18 protein-coding genes are annotated in these 14,465 nt (G+C 71.6%); 17 read left to right on the forward strand and 1 reads right to left on the reverse strand.

Annotated features, from left to right (window positions below; all coding sequences use genetic code 11):
* Window positions 1-98 precede the first annotated feature (98 nt).
* The 4 genes from ACWCYO_RS27910 (at window position 99) to tmpA (ending at window position 2,613) form a co-directional block, all read left to right on the forward strand.
* Entirely contained in the window at window positions 99-458 is a 360-nt protein-coding gene (locus ACWCYO_RS27910; RefSeq protein ID WP_270143196.1) for a hypothetical protein, read from the forward strand.
* Complete coding sequence (locus ACWCYO_RS27915; RefSeq protein ID WP_270143198.1) at window positions 455-658, forward strand: hypothetical protein; 204 nt, start codon at window positions 455-457, stop codon at window positions 656-658. The genes ACWCYO_RS27910 and ACWCYO_RS27915 overlap by 4 nt, the downstream gene beginning before the upstream one ends.
* The gene (locus ACWCYO_RS27920) at window positions 658-867 is read left to right on the forward strand and encodes a hypothetical protein (RefSeq protein WP_270143199.1); all 210 of its coding nucleotides are present in this window, start codon (window positions 658-660) and stop codon (window positions 865-867) included. The genes ACWCYO_RS27915 and ACWCYO_RS27920 overlap by 1 nt, the downstream gene beginning before the upstream one ends.
* 168 nt (window positions 868-1,035) lie before the next feature.
* A complete protein-coding gene (tmpA, locus tag ACWCYO_RS27925) occupies window positions 1,036-2,613 on the forward strand; it encodes a 2-trimethylaminoethylphosphonate dioxygenase (protein WP_270143201.1) in 1,578 nt (525 codons plus the stop codon).
* A gap of 22 nt (window positions 2,614-2,635) precedes the next feature.
* Here tmpA and ACWCYO_RS27930 read toward each other — a convergent pair whose 3' ends face one another.
* A complete protein-coding gene (locus ACWCYO_RS27930; protein ID WP_270143203.1) occupies window positions 2,636-3,421 on the reverse strand; it encodes a GntR family transcriptional regulator in 786 nt (261 codons plus the stop codon).
* A gap of 340 nt (window positions 3,422-3,761) precedes the next feature.
* On the opposite strand from ACWCYO_RS27930, the gene ACWCYO_RS27935 reads away from it, so the two are divergent.
* The 13 genes from ACWCYO_RS27935 to ACWCYO_RS27995 all read left to right on the forward strand — a co-directional run bounded on the left by ACWCYO_RS27935 (window position 3,762) and on the right by ACWCYO_RS27995 (window position 14,294).
* Window positions 3,762-4,934, forward strand: coding sequence for an ABC transporter substrate-binding protein (locus tag ACWCYO_RS27935; RefSeq protein ID WP_449785723.1), 1,173 nt, complete (start codon window positions 3,762-3,764; stop codon window positions 4,932-4,934).
* Window positions 4,935-4,940: 6 nt separating this feature from the next.
* Window positions 4,941-5,927 carry an ABC transporter permease gene (locus tag ACWCYO_RS27940; RefSeq protein WP_449785724.1) on the forward strand — a complete coding sequence of 329 codons (987 nt, stop codon included), beginning with the start codon at window positions 4,941-4,943 and terminating at the stop codon, window positions 5,925-5,927.
* Window positions 5,915-6,736: an ABC transporter permease gene (locus ACWCYO_RS27945; protein ID WP_449785725.1), complete on the forward strand. Its 822-nt coding sequence runs from the start codon at window positions 5,915-5,917 to the stop codon at window positions 6,734-6,736. Before ACWCYO_RS27940 ends, ACWCYO_RS27945 begins: the two co-directional genes overlap by 13 nt.
* A 43-nt stretch (window positions 6,737-6,779) precedes the next feature.
* Complete coding sequence (locus ACWCYO_RS27950) at window positions 6,780-7,877, forward strand: ABC transporter ATP-binding protein (protein ID WP_449785726.1); 1,098 nt, start codon at window positions 6,780-6,782, stop codon at window positions 7,875-7,877.
* 45 nt (window positions 7,878-7,922) lie between these two features.
* Window positions 7,923-8,645 carry an HAD family hydrolase gene (locus ACWCYO_RS27955; protein ID WP_449785727.1) on the forward strand — a complete coding sequence of 241 codons (723 nt, stop codon included), beginning with the start codon at window positions 7,923-7,925 and terminating at the stop codon, window positions 8,643-8,645.
* A gap of 7 nt (window positions 8,646-8,652) precedes the next feature.
* Window positions 8,653-8,973: a DMT family transporter gene (locus ACWCYO_RS27960; RefSeq protein WP_270143214.1), complete on the forward strand. Its 321-nt coding sequence runs from the start codon at window positions 8,653-8,655 to the stop codon at window positions 8,971-8,973.
* A gap of 175 nt (window positions 8,974-9,148) precedes the next feature.
* Window positions 9,149-9,448, forward strand: a complete 300-nt coding sequence (locus ACWCYO_RS27965; protein WP_449785728.1) for a hypothetical protein — start codon at window positions 9,149-9,151, stop codon at window positions 9,446-9,448.
* Window positions 9,445-10,776 (forward strand): putative T7SS-secreted protein, encoded by a 1,332-nt coding sequence (locus tag ACWCYO_RS27970; protein WP_449785729.1) that lies wholly within the window; start codon window positions 9,445-9,447, stop codon window positions 10,774-10,776. Before ACWCYO_RS27965 ends, ACWCYO_RS27970 begins: the two co-directional genes overlap by 4 nt.
* Window positions 10,766-11,443 (forward strand): hypothetical protein, encoded by a 678-nt coding sequence (locus tag ACWCYO_RS27975; RefSeq protein WP_449785730.1) that lies wholly within the window; start codon window positions 10,766-10,768, stop codon window positions 11,441-11,443. Before ACWCYO_RS27970 ends, ACWCYO_RS27975 begins: the two co-directional genes overlap by 11 nt.
* A complete protein-coding gene (locus ACWCYO_RS27980) occupies window positions 11,440-12,021 on the forward strand; it encodes a hypothetical protein (protein ID WP_449785731.1) in 582 nt (193 codons plus the stop codon). The genes ACWCYO_RS27975 and ACWCYO_RS27980 overlap by 4 nt, the downstream gene beginning before the upstream one ends.
* Before the next feature lie 94 nt (window positions 12,022-12,115).
* Window positions 12,116-12,445 carry a WXG100 family type VII secretion target gene (locus ACWCYO_RS27985; protein WP_449785732.1) on the forward strand — a complete coding sequence of 110 codons (330 nt, stop codon included), beginning with the start codon at window positions 12,116-12,118 and terminating at the stop codon, window positions 12,443-12,445.
* 33 nt (window positions 12,446-12,478) lie between these two features.
* Window positions 12,479-13,999, forward strand: coding sequence for a WXG100-like domain-containing protein (locus tag ACWCYO_RS27990; protein ID WP_449785733.1), 1,521 nt, complete (start codon window positions 12,479-12,481; stop codon window positions 13,997-13,999).
* On the forward strand, window positions 13,983-14,294 hold the full coding sequence (locus ACWCYO_RS27995; RefSeq protein WP_449785734.1) for a hypothetical protein: 312 nt from the start codon (window positions 13,983-13,985) through the stop codon (window positions 14,292-14,294). Before ACWCYO_RS27990 ends, ACWCYO_RS27995 begins: the two co-directional genes overlap by 17 nt.
* Window positions 14,295-14,465: the final 171 nt, after the last annotated feature.

A 14,465-nucleotide genomic window follows, 5' to 3' on the forward strand; every position in this document is an offset into this window, starting at 1 on the left:
GGAGACCCTTCCTTCCCGAGGGAAAGGTTGAAGTACTCCAAATCCTAGACCAGAGTTGGGACTCCGGGTAGTCACATCACTACTGAGAGGAGCGGGCCTTGAAGCTGCACCACACCCCACCGCCCCCTTCGCCCCAGATCCCCACCGAGTGCTTCCAGGTGGTGATCTACCTGGCCAAACCCAGCCCCGCCTTCCCCGAGTTGGAGATGCGCGCCTGCGAGGACTACGCGCTCGCCCACAACTGGGACGTCACCCTCACCATCCTGGACGACGAAACCGAGAAGCCCCCGGAGCAGCGCCCCCTGCTCCTGGCCGCGTTGCAGTCCATCAGCGACAAGACCGCAGGATCGATCCTGATCCCCTCCAAGGCCGCCATCTCCCCCCTCGACGGCGAGTTCGACGACTTCGCCGCCCAGGTCGAGAAGGCCGGCGGCTTCCTCCAGGTGGCCCGCCGATGAGCGGCCGCTACGGCATCGTCCCCGCCGAGGCCCCCAGCGGCGCCGGATACCCGGTCTGGGTCATCCGGGACCACGAAACCGGCCACCTGGTGAAGGCGCTCCCGCCCCGCCCCGAACCGCTCCGCTTCTACTCGTACGACCGGGCCGAGCGCTGGGTGAGCGCCAACGAGCAGCCGCCCCCGACCCCGGAGGGTGCCTGATGACCACCGCCCTCTCCCGCAAGCCGTACGAGATCCGCCTGATCAGCGCCCGCAGCCCGCACTTCCTCCTCGTCGAGAGCTGGGGCCTGTGGGACCCGAGCCAGCACCGGTACCTCCGCGTGCGAGGCACCTCGGGCAGGATCAGACGCTTCTACACCCGCGCCGCCGCCGAGGCCTACCTCCGCACCACGCCCGGCAGCCCCCTATAGCCGGCGTGGCCCCGTCCCGCCGGGTGGGACGGGGCCACGTGTTCGGCCACCGGCTCCCGGCACAGTTCCCGCAGCATTCACCTGCCCGGCACCGGGAACTCACCACGGACCGGCAAGCTCCGCCCAGAGCTGAAGTTGGCTAGACAACTCGCGCCGAGGAGGAGACCCATGACCGAGCAACCGCCGCCCTACTGGCTGCGCGACAACTGCCCGTGCGCCGAGTGCCGGGACCCGCGCAACGGGCAGAAGCGGTTCCAGATCGGCGACCTGCCGCCGGACCTCACCATCGCCGCGCAGTGCGAGCTGGACGGCAACCTGGAGGTGCTCTGGTCGGACGGGCACCGCTCCCGCTACCCGCTCGCCTGGCTGCTCGACACCGACGAGGGCGACGGACGCACCGAACAGGGCAAGCGGCTCTGGACAGCAGCCGACTTCGCGCGCGGCCTCCCCGAGGCCGACTGGGAGGCCTACCTCACCGACCCGTCCGAGCAGACCGCCGTCCTCGCCGCCGTACGCCGCAGCGGCTTCGCGGTGCTGCGCGGGGTGCCGGCCGTGGAGCGCCAGGTGCTGCGGGTGGCCGAGAGCTTCGGCTACGTCCGGGTCACCAACTACGGCGAGCTGTTCGACGTCCGGGTCGAGCCCGACCCGAACAACCTCGCGTTCACCGACAGAGCCATCGCCCCGCACACCGACAACCCGTACCGGGACCCGGTGCCCACCCTCCAGTTGCTGCACTGCCTGGAGAACTCGGCGACCGGCGGCGACTCCGGCCTCGTGGACGGCTTCAAAGCCGCCGCAATCCTCCGCGACGAGTCCCCCGAAGACTTCGAGACCCTCACTCGCACCCCCGTCCCCTTCGTCTTCCGCGACCGCCGCACCGAACTGCGCGCCGACCGTCCGCTGATCGGCCTGGACCCGCTGGACCGCATCCGCGAGGTCAGGTGCAACAACCGCTCGATCGCCACCCTGCGGGGAACCAACCGCGAGGCCTTCTACGCCGCCTACCGCCGCTTCGCCGCGATCACCCTGCGCCCCGAGCTCCAGCTCACCTTCCGCCTGAACCCCGGCGACTGTCTGATCTTCGACAACACCCGCCTCCTGCACGCCCGCACCGCCTTCGAGCAGGACGGCCACCGCCACCTCCAGGGCTGCTACGCCGACCTGGACTCCCTCGCCTCCACCCTCGCCGTGCTGCACCGCCGCACGGCCGCCCTGGACGAGCTCGCCGAGCTGTTCGCGGGCGAGGGCGCCGGGGAGTACCTGGGCGAGGCGGTCACCATGGCCGAGCACATGCTGCAGGCCGCCGCCGCTGCCGAGGCGGCCGGAGCCCCCGGCCACCTCGTCGCCGCCGCGCTGCTGCACGACGTCGGCCACTTCCAGGGCGCCCTGCACGGGCGAGATCTGATGCAAGGTCAGGACAACCGCCACAGCGACACCGGCGCCGCCTGGCTGGCCCGCTGGTTCGGCCCGGAGGTCACCGAGCCGGTCCGGCTGCACGTCGCCGCCAAGCGCTACCTGTGCACCGTCGAGCCCGACTACCGCGCCGGACTCTCCGCCGCCTCCGAGTACACCCTCACCGTCCAGGGCGGCCCGATGGACGAGCGCGAGGCCGCCGCCTTCGCCCAACTCCCGGGCGCCGCCGACGCGGTGGCCGTCCGCCGCTGGGACGAGCAGGCGAAGGAGCCCGGCGCGCAGACGCCGGACTTCGAGCACTACCGCCCGCTGCTCGCCTCGCTGATGCGTTAGTACCCGAACAGCGCCCGGGAGTTCAGTCCAGCTCCCGGGCGTGCCGCGAAAGCGCCGACGTGGCCAGCGAGTTGTGGACGCTGAAGGCCACCGTCCCGGGCAGGTAGCGGTCCTGGGACCACTCCACCGGCGTGCCGGTCGGATCGGTCGTCCGCCGCCGCTCGCGCAGCAGCGGGCCGCCGCGGCGACAGCCGAGCAGCCGGGCGTCCTCGGCGTTGGCCGCGACGATGTCGATGGTGTGGTCGGCGTCGGTGAACAGGATGCCGTGCTCGCGCAGCACCTCGGTGTGGGAGACCACGTCCGGCGGCAGTTCGGCGACGATCTCGCCGACCCGCGGCGGGTAGATGGTGCGCTCGACCATCACCGGGGTGCCGGACAGGGTCCGCAGGCGGACCGTCACGTACACCTCCGCGCCCGGCTCCAGGCGCAGTTGCTCGCGCTCGGCGGCGTCGGCCGGGCGGCGCACCAGGGAGTCCAGGATGCCGCCGGGCTCCTCGCCCATCGAGTACGCCCAGTGGGTGAAGCTGAGCAGTTCGGAGAAGCTCTGCACCCGGGCGCCGCCGAGCACCACCCGGCGGGTGCCGCGGCGGGAGGTGACCAGTCCGTCCGAGCGCAGCACGGCGAGCGCCTGGCGGACGGTGCCGCGGGAGACCCCGTACTGCTCGGCCAGCGCGCCCTCGGCCGGCAGTCGGCCCGCCTCGCCGTACGCGCCGGTGGTGATGGCCTCGCGCAGATCGGCGGCCACCTTGCGGTACAGGGCGCCGGCACGCTCGACCGGTCGCTCCGGCTCTACCGCCACGTCCGTCATCGATCCCTCCTGGGGCGTAGTCCTGCGCAGCCGTACCGGCGCGGACAGCCCGACCTTATCCCGCTGCGCGATTCGAGCATCGCACCGAACGGATCACGCTCCGATGGCCGGATTCGACCGTTCCCGCAGCCGACCCCGGCTCTGGGCCGTCCGTTCACCTTCCCGTCACCGAACTTCGGGTTACTTACCCCCGTCAGCGAAGTTGGCTAGTCAACTCGGACGGTTCCGAACTCATTCCGGACTCCTCCCGGACGGCTCCGGACCGCCACTCGTCTGATCCCCCGTTCAAGACCCGTTCAAGACACCCGCTTGCAGTTCCCCCGTCTCAGGAGACTGACCCGTGTCCGTGCACCGCGCCCGCTCCGCCGCCTTCGCGGCCGTCCTGACCGCCGCCGCGCTCTCCCTCACCGCCTGCGGTTCCGCCGGCTCCTCGGCCGCGAAGGCCGGCAGCAACGACCTCCCGGGCGGCAAGAGCGCCAAGACCGCCACCTCGGTCGCCGACTTCGGCGGCATGGACGCGCTGGTCGCCGCCGCCAAGAAGGAGGGCAAGCTGCACGCCATCACGCTGCCGCGCGACTGGGCGAACTACGGCAAGCTGATGGACGACTTCAAGGCGAAGTACGGCATCGACATCGAGGACGAGAACCCGGACGGCTCCAGCCAGGACGAGATCAACGCGATCACCTCCCGCAAGGGCCAGGACCGCGCCCCCGACGTCGTCGACCTCGGTGCCGCGTTCGCCACCTCCGGCGCCAAGCAGGGCCTGTTCGCCCCGTACAAGGTCGCCGACTTCGCCAAGATCCCGGACACCATGAAGGACGCCGATGGTCTGCGCTACAACGACTACGGCGGCTACATCTCGATCGCCTGCGACACCAAGAAGGTCTCGGCCTGCCCGAAGACCTTCGCCGACCTGATGAAGCCCGAGTACAAGGGCATGGTCGCGCTCAACGGCAACCCGACCAAGGCGAACGCCGCGTACAGCGCCGTCATGGCCGCCTCCCTGGCCAACGGCGGTTCGCTGGACAACATCCAGCCCGGCATCGACTTCTTCGGCAAGCTGAAGCAGGCCGGCAACTTCAACCCGGTCGAGGTCACCCCGGCGACCATCGAGAAGGGCGAGACCCCGATCACCATCGACTGGTCCTACCTGAACGCCGGCTACGCCGAGAAGTTCAAGGACAAGGGCATCGACTGGCAGGTCAGCATCCCGTCCGACGGCATCTACGCCAACTTCTACAACCAGGCCATCAACAAGGACGCGCCGCACCCGGCCGCCGCCCGCCTGTGGGAGGAGTACCTCTACAGCGCGGAGGGCCAGAACGGCTTCCTGGGCGGCTACGCCACCCCGGCCCTGTTCGACGCCATGAAGACCGCCGGCACCCTGGACGCGGCCACCGCCGCCAAGCTGCCGGCCGTCGAGAAGCCCTTCACCACCTTCCCGACCGACGACCAGACCACGGCGGCCAAGAAGGTCGTGACCGAGAACTGGGCCAAGGCGATCGCGGGCTGACCTGAGATGACCACGGCTCCCACCCCGGTGCCGGCCACCGCCTCCGCCGCCCAGCGCGGCGGGGGCGCCCCCGGCCCCGTCTTCTCCCCCACCGCCCCGGCCGTCACGGCTGCGCGGACCGAGGCCCCCCGCCCGGCCGGGCGCCGGGCCCGCGGCAGCCGCGCCTGGCTCGCCGCCCTCCCCCTGGTGCTCTTCTTCGTGATCGGCTTCGGCCTGCCCGCCGTCGCGATCGCCATCGGCGCCTTCACCACCTCCTCGGACGCCCCCGACGGCGGCGGCACCTTCACCACCGACAACCTCACCGGCTCCCTCCAGGGCGCGTACTGGACGGCCCTGTGGGGCAGCGTGAAGCTCTCCCTGCTGACCGCGCTGATCGCCACCGTGGTCGGCCTGCCGCTGGCCCAGGCCGTGGCGACCTCCCGGTTCCGGGCCTTCCGCGAGGCCGTGATGTCCGCCTCCGGCGTGCTCGCCAACTTCGGCGGCGTCCCGCTGGCCTTCATGTTCGTCGCCACCCTCGGCAACTCCGGCGAGGTCACCAAGAAGCTCGGCCTGACCAAGCACGGCTGGAACCTCTACACCTTCTCCGGCCTGTCGGTGGTCTACCTCTACTTCCTGGTGCCGCTGATGGTCATCACCATCACCCCGGCCCTGGAGGGCCTGAAGGCCCAGTGGCGCGAGGCCGCCGCCAACAACGGCGCCACCTCGCCGCAGTACTGGCGGCACGTGGCCCTGCCCGTCCTGCTGCCCTCGCTGCTCGGCGGCTTCGTGCTGCTGTTCGGCGCCTCCTTCGCCGCGTACGCCACCGCCGAGGCCATGGTGGGCAGTTCGGTGCCGCTGATCTCGATGCAGATCGGCGACGCGCTGTCCGGCAACGTCCTGGTCGGCCAGGGCAACCTCGCCCTCGCCCTCGGCCTCGACATGATCGTGGTCGCCTGCCTGGTGATGGCCCTGTACCTGCCCCTTCAGCGCCGGAGTGCCAAGTGGCTCGCCTGATCGATCGCATCCGTTTCGGCCGCGGCCTGGTCCTGCTGATCTGCGGGACCTACTTCGCGGTGCCGCTGGCCGCCTCGCTGTGGTTCAGCGTCGACGACAACAAGGGCGGCACCACCTTCCGTGCCTACACCGAGCTGCTGAACGCCCCCGGCTTCACCGACAGCCTGGTGCTGAGCCTCGAACTGGCCGTCGTCACCGTGGTCGTGCTGCTGCTCCTGCTCGTCCCGGCGGTGCTCGCCGCCCGGCTCGGCGCGCCGAAGCTGCGGCCGGTGATCGAGATCATGTGCTCGATGCCGCTGGTCGTCCCGGTCGTCGCGCTCACCACCGGCATCATCGGCGTGCTGCGCTGGGGCCCGGACCACCTCCAGGACACCCCCTTCTTCCAGACCATCGTGGCCATCCAGGACCCGAACTTCCCGATCGTCCTGGTCATCGCGTACGTGCTGATGGCGCTGCCGTTCGCCTACCGGGCGATCGACGCCGGCCTGCGCGGCGTGGACGTGGTCACCCTGGTCGAGGCCGCCCGCAACTGCGGGGCCGGCTGGCTGCGCGCGGTGTTCACCGTCGTCCTGCCCAACCTGCGCAGCTCGCTGCTGAACGCCGCCGTGCTCACCGTCGCCCTGGTGCTCGGCGAGTTCACCACCGCCTCCATCCTCGGCTTCTCCCCCTTCTCGGTGTGGATCAACTCCAACGGCAAGAGCGACGGCCAGATGTCCGTCGCGGTCTCGATGCTCAGCCTGCTGATCGTCTGGCTCGTCCTGCTGCTGATGTCCGCCGTCGGCCGCGGCCGCAAGGCCGTCCGGCCCTGAACCCGGTCCTGAACCACCCAACGCTTTCCAGGAGTTACCAGCCATGACCACGGCCACCGCCCTCGTCGACGGCCCCCCGCTCGCCCCCGGAAGCACCTCGGGCAGCGCCACCGTCGAGTTCCGCTCGCTGCGCCGCGCGTTCGGCGCCACCACCGCCCTCGACGGCCTGGACCTGACCGTCCAGCCCGGTGAGCTGCTCGCCCTGCTCGGCCCGTCCGGCTGCGGCAAGACCACCGCGCTGCGCATCCTGGCCGGCTTCGAGCAGCACGACTCCGGCGAGGTGCTGGTCGACGGCCAGGACATCACCGCGATCCCCGCCCACAAGCGCGACGCGGGCATGGTGTTCCAGTCGTACAGCCTCTTCCCGCACCTGACCGCGCTGGACAACGTCGCCTTCGGGCTGCGGATGCGCGGCACCGGCAAGGCCGAGCGCCGCAAGCGCGCCCACGAGCTGCTCGAGCTGGTCGGCCTGCCGCACCGCGCCGAGCACTACCCGCACCAGATGTCCGGCGGCCAGCAGCAGCGCATCGCGCTCGCCCGCGCGCTCGCCCTGCAGCCGCGCGTGCTGCTGCTGGACGAGCCGCTGTCCGCGCTGGACGCCAAGGTCCGCCTCCAGCTGCGCGAGGAGATCCGCCGACTGCAGCAGGAGCTGGGCATCACCACCCTGTTCGTCACCCACGACCAGGAGGAGGCGCTGTCGATGGCCGACCGGGTCGCCGTGCTGCGGGCCGGGAAGCTGGAGCAGTGCGCCACCCCGTCCGAGCTGTACGGCCGGCCGGCCACCGCGTTCGTCGCCGAGTTCGTCGGCACCATGAGCCGCATCCCGTGCACCCGTAGCTCGGACGGCGTCGAGGTGCTCGGCCGCCGGCACGCGGTCGACGGCGAGGTTCCGGCCGACGGCGAGCTGCAGGTGCTGGTCCGCCCGGAGAACGTCCTGCTCAGCCCGGACGAGGCCGGCCCCGCGCTGGTGGTCACCGCGTCCTTCCTGGGCGCCGTCACCCGGCTCACCGTCCGCCTGGACGACGGCACCGAGGTCAAGGCCGACCTGCCCACCGAGGCCGCCGCCGCTCTGCCGGCCGGCTCCCGCGCCGCGCTCACGCTGCCGGAGCGCCCGGTGTTGGTGGACCGCCGCGCCGCCTGAGAACCTCTTCCCCGCACCGACCGAAGAACCACCGAAGGTACCGCCATGCCTGAATCCGCCATGCCTGAATCCGCCGTGCCCGAACCCGCCGTACTCCCCTCCCCCCTGCTCCCCTCCGCCGTCCTCTTCGACATGGACGGCACCCTGGTCGACACCGAGCAACTGTGGTGGCAGGCCGCCGCCGAACTCGCCGAGGAGCTGGACCACCCGCTCACCGACCGGGACGCCCCCGAGGTGCTCGGCCAGGCCGTCGAGCACACCGCCGCCCACCTCCACAGGGTCAGCGGCACCACCCGCCCCGAGGCCGAACTCGCCGCCCGGCTGGGCGAGTCCTTCGCCGGCAAGGTCGCCGCCGAGACGGTGCCCCGCCCCGGCGCGCTCGCCCTGCTGGCCGCCCTGCGCGAGGCCCGGGTGCCCACCGCGCTGGTCTCCGCCTCCCCGCGCCAGGTGGTGGACCTCGTCCTCGCCTCGATCGGCCGCGACTGGTTCGCCGTCACCCTGGCCGCCGAGGACACCGCCCGCACCAAGCCCGCGCCGGACCCGTACCTGGCCGCCGCCGAGCGGCTCGGCCTGGACCCGGCCGTCTGCGTCGCCGTCGAGGACACCCCGACCGGGGTCGCCTCCGCCGCCGCGGCCGGGTGCGCGGTGCTCGCCGTGCCGTCCACCGCCGTCCCGATGCCCGACGGCGAGCGGATCACCCTGCTGGACAGCCTGGAACGGGCCGACCTCGCGCTGCTGGGGAAGCTCTGCGCCGCCCCGGCCGTTTGACAGCGACATGCCCTACGTTCTGCTCACCCTCGCCATCCTGAGCGAGGTCTGCGCCACCAGCTGCCTCAAACTCACCGAGGGGTTCACCCGTCTCTGGCCCAGCCTGGGGGTGGGCATCGGCTACGCGCTGTCCTTCTTCCTGCTCGGCCGCGCGCTCAAGCACATACCGGTCTCGGTCGCGTACGCGGTCTGGTCGGGGGCCGGAACGGCGGCCGTCGCCGGGATCGGCGTGGTCGCCTTCGGCGAGTCGCTGGGAAAGCTGCAGGTCCTGGGGATCGCGCTGATCATCGTCGGGGTGGTCGTGCTCAACCTCAAGGGCAGTCACTAACGCCTCGTCAGTTCTCCAGGCCCCGGGCCGGAGTGGGACGTCGGACGCGCCGACGACCCGCTCCGGCCCGTTCGCTACCCTGTCCTCCCCGAAGGCACCCGGACCTCCCGGATCGTCCGGCTGTGAACCGGGGTTATGCTCGCCCGGTCCGACAACCGACGCATCGGGGGAGAAAGTGGCCGATTTCACGGTCAGTCCCGAATTCCTCGCCAAACTGGCCAAGGACCTCAAGGGCTGCGGCGACGAACTCGACCAGGGGCTGCAGGCGCTCAAGGGAGCGAGCCGCGACGGGCTCGGCTTCGACTTCCTGGAGGAGGCCGGCCAGCACTTCCAGGAGAAGTGGGAGTACGGCCTGAAGAAGGTCCGCGAGTGCGTCAAGGTGCTCGACGAGGGCCTGGAGAAGGTGCAGCAGTCCTACGCGGGCGCCGAGCAGAACATCACCAAGGCCCTCACTCCCGCGCAGGGGCAGTCATGACCGACCCCAAGTCCAAGCCCGAGCCCGACTGGTCCGGCCTCGGCTTCAACCCGGCCCCCGGCGACCCCACCGCCGTGGCCGGCCTCAGCAGCAGCCTGCGCCGGGTCTCCCAGCACCTGACCGGCGTCCACACCACGCTGTCCCAGATCTCCGACAACCAGGGCCAGTGGACCGGCGACGCCGCCAAGGCCTTCGCCGCCCAGTTCGGCAAGCTCCCCGGCTACCTCCAGGACGCCGCCGACTCGATCACCGCCGCCTACCAGGCACTCGACTCCTGGTACAAGTCACTCAACGAACACCAGCCCAAGGCCGTCGAGTTGGCCCACGCCGCGCTCGCCGCCAAGCAGAAGATGGACCAGGCCGAACAGGCCCACGCCACCGCGGCCGCCGCCCCCGACCTCCAACTGGCCGGCAAGAGCTTCCCCGACGACGTCTCCCTCGCCGCCGCCGAAAAGCGCTACACCGCCGCCAAGACCCACCTCGACGCGGCCGCCGAACTCGTCAACAGCGCCACCACCACCCTCACCGGCCTGCGCAATCAGGCCCACGAACTCGCCGCGGGCCACAAGTCCGACGCCCACACCACCGCCACCGCCATCCGCAAGGCCGCCGACAGCAAGGCCCCGCCGGAGCCGGGCTGGCTCAGCAAGGTCGGCAACTGGCTGAAGAACCACGGCGCCGACCTGCTGACGGTGGCCGCGGGCGTCTGCGGCGTCGCGGCGATCTTCTTCCCGGCCTTCGCCCTGCCCGCGATCCTGCTGAGCGCCGCGGCCGCCGGCGCGCACGCCACCCAGTACGCCGCCAAGGGCCAACTGTGGCCCCCGCAGAAGAACATCGGCAACTGGCTGACCCTGGGCGGCGACGTCCTCGGCGCCATCCCCGGGGTGGGCGTCGCCGCCAAGGGCGTCACCGCCGCACGGGAGGCCAGCGCCGCCGGTTCCGGCGTGCGCGGAGCCCTCGCCGCCGGCACCACCGAGGTCCGCAGCGCCGCCCGCGCCGTCGACCCGGCCAACCCGCTCTTCACCACCGCGATCGAGAAGCCCGCGATCAAGCTCGGGCTCTCCAAGGCCACCGCGATGGACGTCTCCGACGGCGTCCAGGCCGTCACCACCGCCGGGCTCAACGCCCCGACCGCGTACGCCCTCACCCAGGACAACCCGAGCGACGGCCTCACCAGCGCGGTCAACTACACCACCGGCGCCAACAACCTCCTCGGCTCCGGCGGCGTCGCGTTCGGCGGCGGCAAGGCCAACGCCATCGTCGGCACCGTGTCCACCCTCGGCAACCTGTTCGGCGTGACGGGATGGGCGACCGGCTATGCCCACTGAGACCGCCATTCCCACGCTCTGGCTGACCCTGCCCGCGGGCTTCACCGCCGTCGACCTGGACGAGGACCTCGGCAACCGGATGGCCCGCGCCGCCGAGAGCCTGGACGCGCTCTTCCCGGACACCCTCCCCGAGCAGAAGCTCAGCGCCGTGATCGCCGCCGAGACCGCTCTCCAGGCCCAACTGCGCGAGGGCGCCGTCCACTTGTCCAGCTGCCTGGTCCGGGCCGAGGACGGCGAGCCGATCCACGGCATGCTCGCCGTCTTCGTCCGCCCCCAGGAACTCGACCCCCGCGGCAGCTACCCCGACCGCACCGCCGAGGAACTGGCCGCAGCCTGGCCCGACGCCGACGTCGGCGTGGTCGACCACCCCCTCGGCCGCGCCACCCTCGCCGCCCGCGACCTCACCGTCCCGGTCCCCGGCGCGGTGTGGGGCGTGCCCGAGTCCACCGTCAGCACCGTGCGCCAGCTGGAACTCCTCATCCCCCACCCGTGGAGCCCCCACGTGGTCGCCGCCGTCTTCACCACCGAGGACATCGACCACTGGGACGAGTGGCTCCCCCTGCTCGCCACCGCCTTCCGCGGCATCGCCTTCCACCCGCCCCGCGACGAGAGCCTCGACCACCTCCCGCCCGACCAGTGGGACCCGGTCCGAAAGGCCTTCGGATGACCGTCACCGCTCCCCGCCGTGGCTCGATCCCGCTGACCATCGCCCTCGCGCTCGCCGCACCGCTCTCCATCGTCGGCCTCTCCGCGGCCTACGGCTCCTACGGCTGGCCGGCCGGTCTGGGCTTGCTGGTGCTCAGCACCGCCGTCCTGTCGGCCGGCCTCGGCCGCATGGCCGGCGGCACGCTCGGCTGCCTCGCGGCCCTGATCGCCCCGCTCGCCCTGCTCGTCGCGGCCGCAGCGTCGGGCAACGTGCGCGACGACGTGGTGCTGAGCGCCGGCCCCACCGTGACGGCCCGGGTCGTCGACGTGGAACGCACCCCCGGCAACCGCGACCCCTCCTGGGACTACGGCCTGGTCACCGCCGACGGCGCCCCCGTCCCCGGCGGCCGCCTCAACCAGCGCACCCAGGCCCTGCGGATCGGCGACCAGGTCACCGTCCGCATCGACCCCGACGGCACCGCCCGCCCCAAGCGCCCCGACGAGATCGACCTCAGCACCGACCTCCTCTGGGCCGCCGCCGTCCTGCTCGCCTCCTCCGCCGCGGTCACCGGCATCGGCCTCCGCGCCCGCCGCACATGATCCATGCCACATCACCGGCCTGAAGCTCCGTCAGCTATCCTGCCGTCCTATTCTTCGCGCTTCCTGATGGACGGACAGTACGGGGGACGACACCATGGGCGATGACGCAGCGAAAGCCGGCGGCCCGGAGTTCAAGATCCGGCCGGGGCAACTGAAGGACGCCGCACCGACCTTCGAGAACCAGAGCAAGGCGCTCAAGGAGGCGCTCGACAAGCTCAGGCACAGCCTCGCCGACGCGGGCAGTCCGTGGGGAAGCGACAAGCAGGGCAACGAGTTCGCGGCGGCCTACAACGGCCCGCACGACACGGTGCTCTCCGGGCTGGACATCCTGGTCCAGGGGCTCACCAGCATCCACGACGGGCTGGTCGCCCACGCCGACAACCACACCGACGCGGACGCGAAGGCCCGAAAGGACCTAACCTGATGACCGGCGGCCCGTACCGGTCGGGGGTGACGCATGGGTGAGTCCGCGGCAGCGAAGGCCGTCCAGAAGGTCACCGGCATGTGGTGGCCCGACGCCGACCCCGACAAGCTCCGCACGGTCGCCGACGCGTGGGAGGCGATGGCCACCGCCATCGACAACGTCACCGTCCCCACCAACCAGGCCGCCGCCGCCATCGTCGCCAACAACCACGGCCCCGCGATCGACGCCTTCGGCAAGTTCTGGAGCCGGTACTACGGCGGCAAGGACAGCGCCGGCAAGGGCAAGGGCTGGTTACCCGAGACCGCCGACGCCTGCCGTGCCCTGGCCAAGGCGCTGCGCGACTTCGCCCACGAGGTCGACAAGGCCGTCAAGAAGCTGGAGGAGGAGGCCGCGATCGTCGGCGGCACCCTCGTCGTCGGCACGGCCCTGGCCATCGTCACCTTCAGCATCTCGGCGGACATCGCCGCCGCCACCGCCGCGGGCATCGTCGCCACCGCCGCATCGGTCGGCGTCGCCGTCTCCGAGGCCATCGCCACCATCGCCGCCACCGTCCTGGTCGGCGCCGCCTTCGGCGCCGTCGAGGCCATCACCGTCGACCTCGCCGTCGCCCAGCCCATCCGCGTCGAGCTCTTCGGCGACGGCGGCTACAGCCTCACCGAAGCCGTCGACTCCGCCCAGACCGGCGGCATCATGGGCGGCGCCGGCGGCGGCCTCGGCGCCGGCGCCCGCGTCGTGACCACCGCCGCCGAAGGCGCCGAGAGCGCCTCCGTCGCCCTCGCCGGCCTCGCCAAGGTCGCCAACGCCGCCGACACCGTCCCCGGCCGCATGATCACCGGCGCAGGCCTCAGCTACGGCTACGACGCCGCGTTCAAGACCGGTCCCGTCATGCCCCTCGACCTCGTCCTCGGCGCCGTCGGCAGCGCCGCCGGGCCCCGCGCGCGCTCCACCGAGAGCGCCCCGTACGTGCCCAAGCACGCCAAACCGGTCGAGCTGCCGATGCCCGGCAGGCAGCCCCCGCGCGAGTACGTCGAGGCCCACCCGAGCGTCGCGAAGGTGACCACGGAGCTGGCACGCGTGCCACCCAAGGTGTTCAACAGGGTCTGGGACTACCTGAAGGCCGTCCCTGGCGGCGGGATCAGCATCGGTCCCAGGCCCATCACCGAGCTTCCGGGCGGTTTCCACCTCGCCGGCGTCAAACCAGTGGGAGGCAGCAGACCGGCAGAACTCGTCGAAGGCATGTACCTGCCCCTGGAGCGCAGGCTCCTCATCAACTCGAACGTCAAGACGCCCAGCAGCGTTGCCGTCCACGAGTTCGGGCACGCGGTCGACGAGGCCTACGGCTTCAAGAGCCGCCAGCCGGAGTGGCAGCATGTGCAGCAGCAGGTCCTCGACCGGATCGGCGGCAATCCGAAACTGGACGCCTACACCCGCCAGCCGCACGAGTTCTTCGCGGAGGCGTTCAACCACTGGACCGCGAACAAGCTGAAGAAATTCACATTCGGCGACCGCCAGGCGGCGAAGATTCTGGAGGAGTACTTTGAGCGAGCATTCTGAGAGCTACGAGGTCACCGGGCACCCGATGCTCGACGCCGACGGCGTCACCATCTGGCAGAAGTACGGCGGCAGGACCCCGGAGGGGTACCACTACGACGGGTGGCACAAGTTCGAGCCCGGGGACCCCCGCTACGACGAACTGCTCCCGCAGGCACGGCAGAACCCGCAGGACGCCGACGACGATGACGACCTGGACGACGATCTGGACGCGGGGGAGAGCACGGTCCACCCCGAGACTCTGGCCATGCTGATGGACATGCAGCGCAGGACGAGCGAACGCGATGCGGGCCGGTAGCGTCCTCCACGTGCACACGGGAGAACTCCTGGAACCGCGGACAGACGTTTCAGCGCGGGTGGGCGGCTCCGGCCACGCCCCTCCATGCGACCGACGGTAGGCGGGGGTACTGACATCGGCTGACTGTCCGTCCGGCGTTGTCAGTACCCCCGTGCAAGGTGGTTCCCACAG

The sequence above is a fragment of the Kitasatospora sp. NPDC001683 genome, from assembly GCF_053596495.1.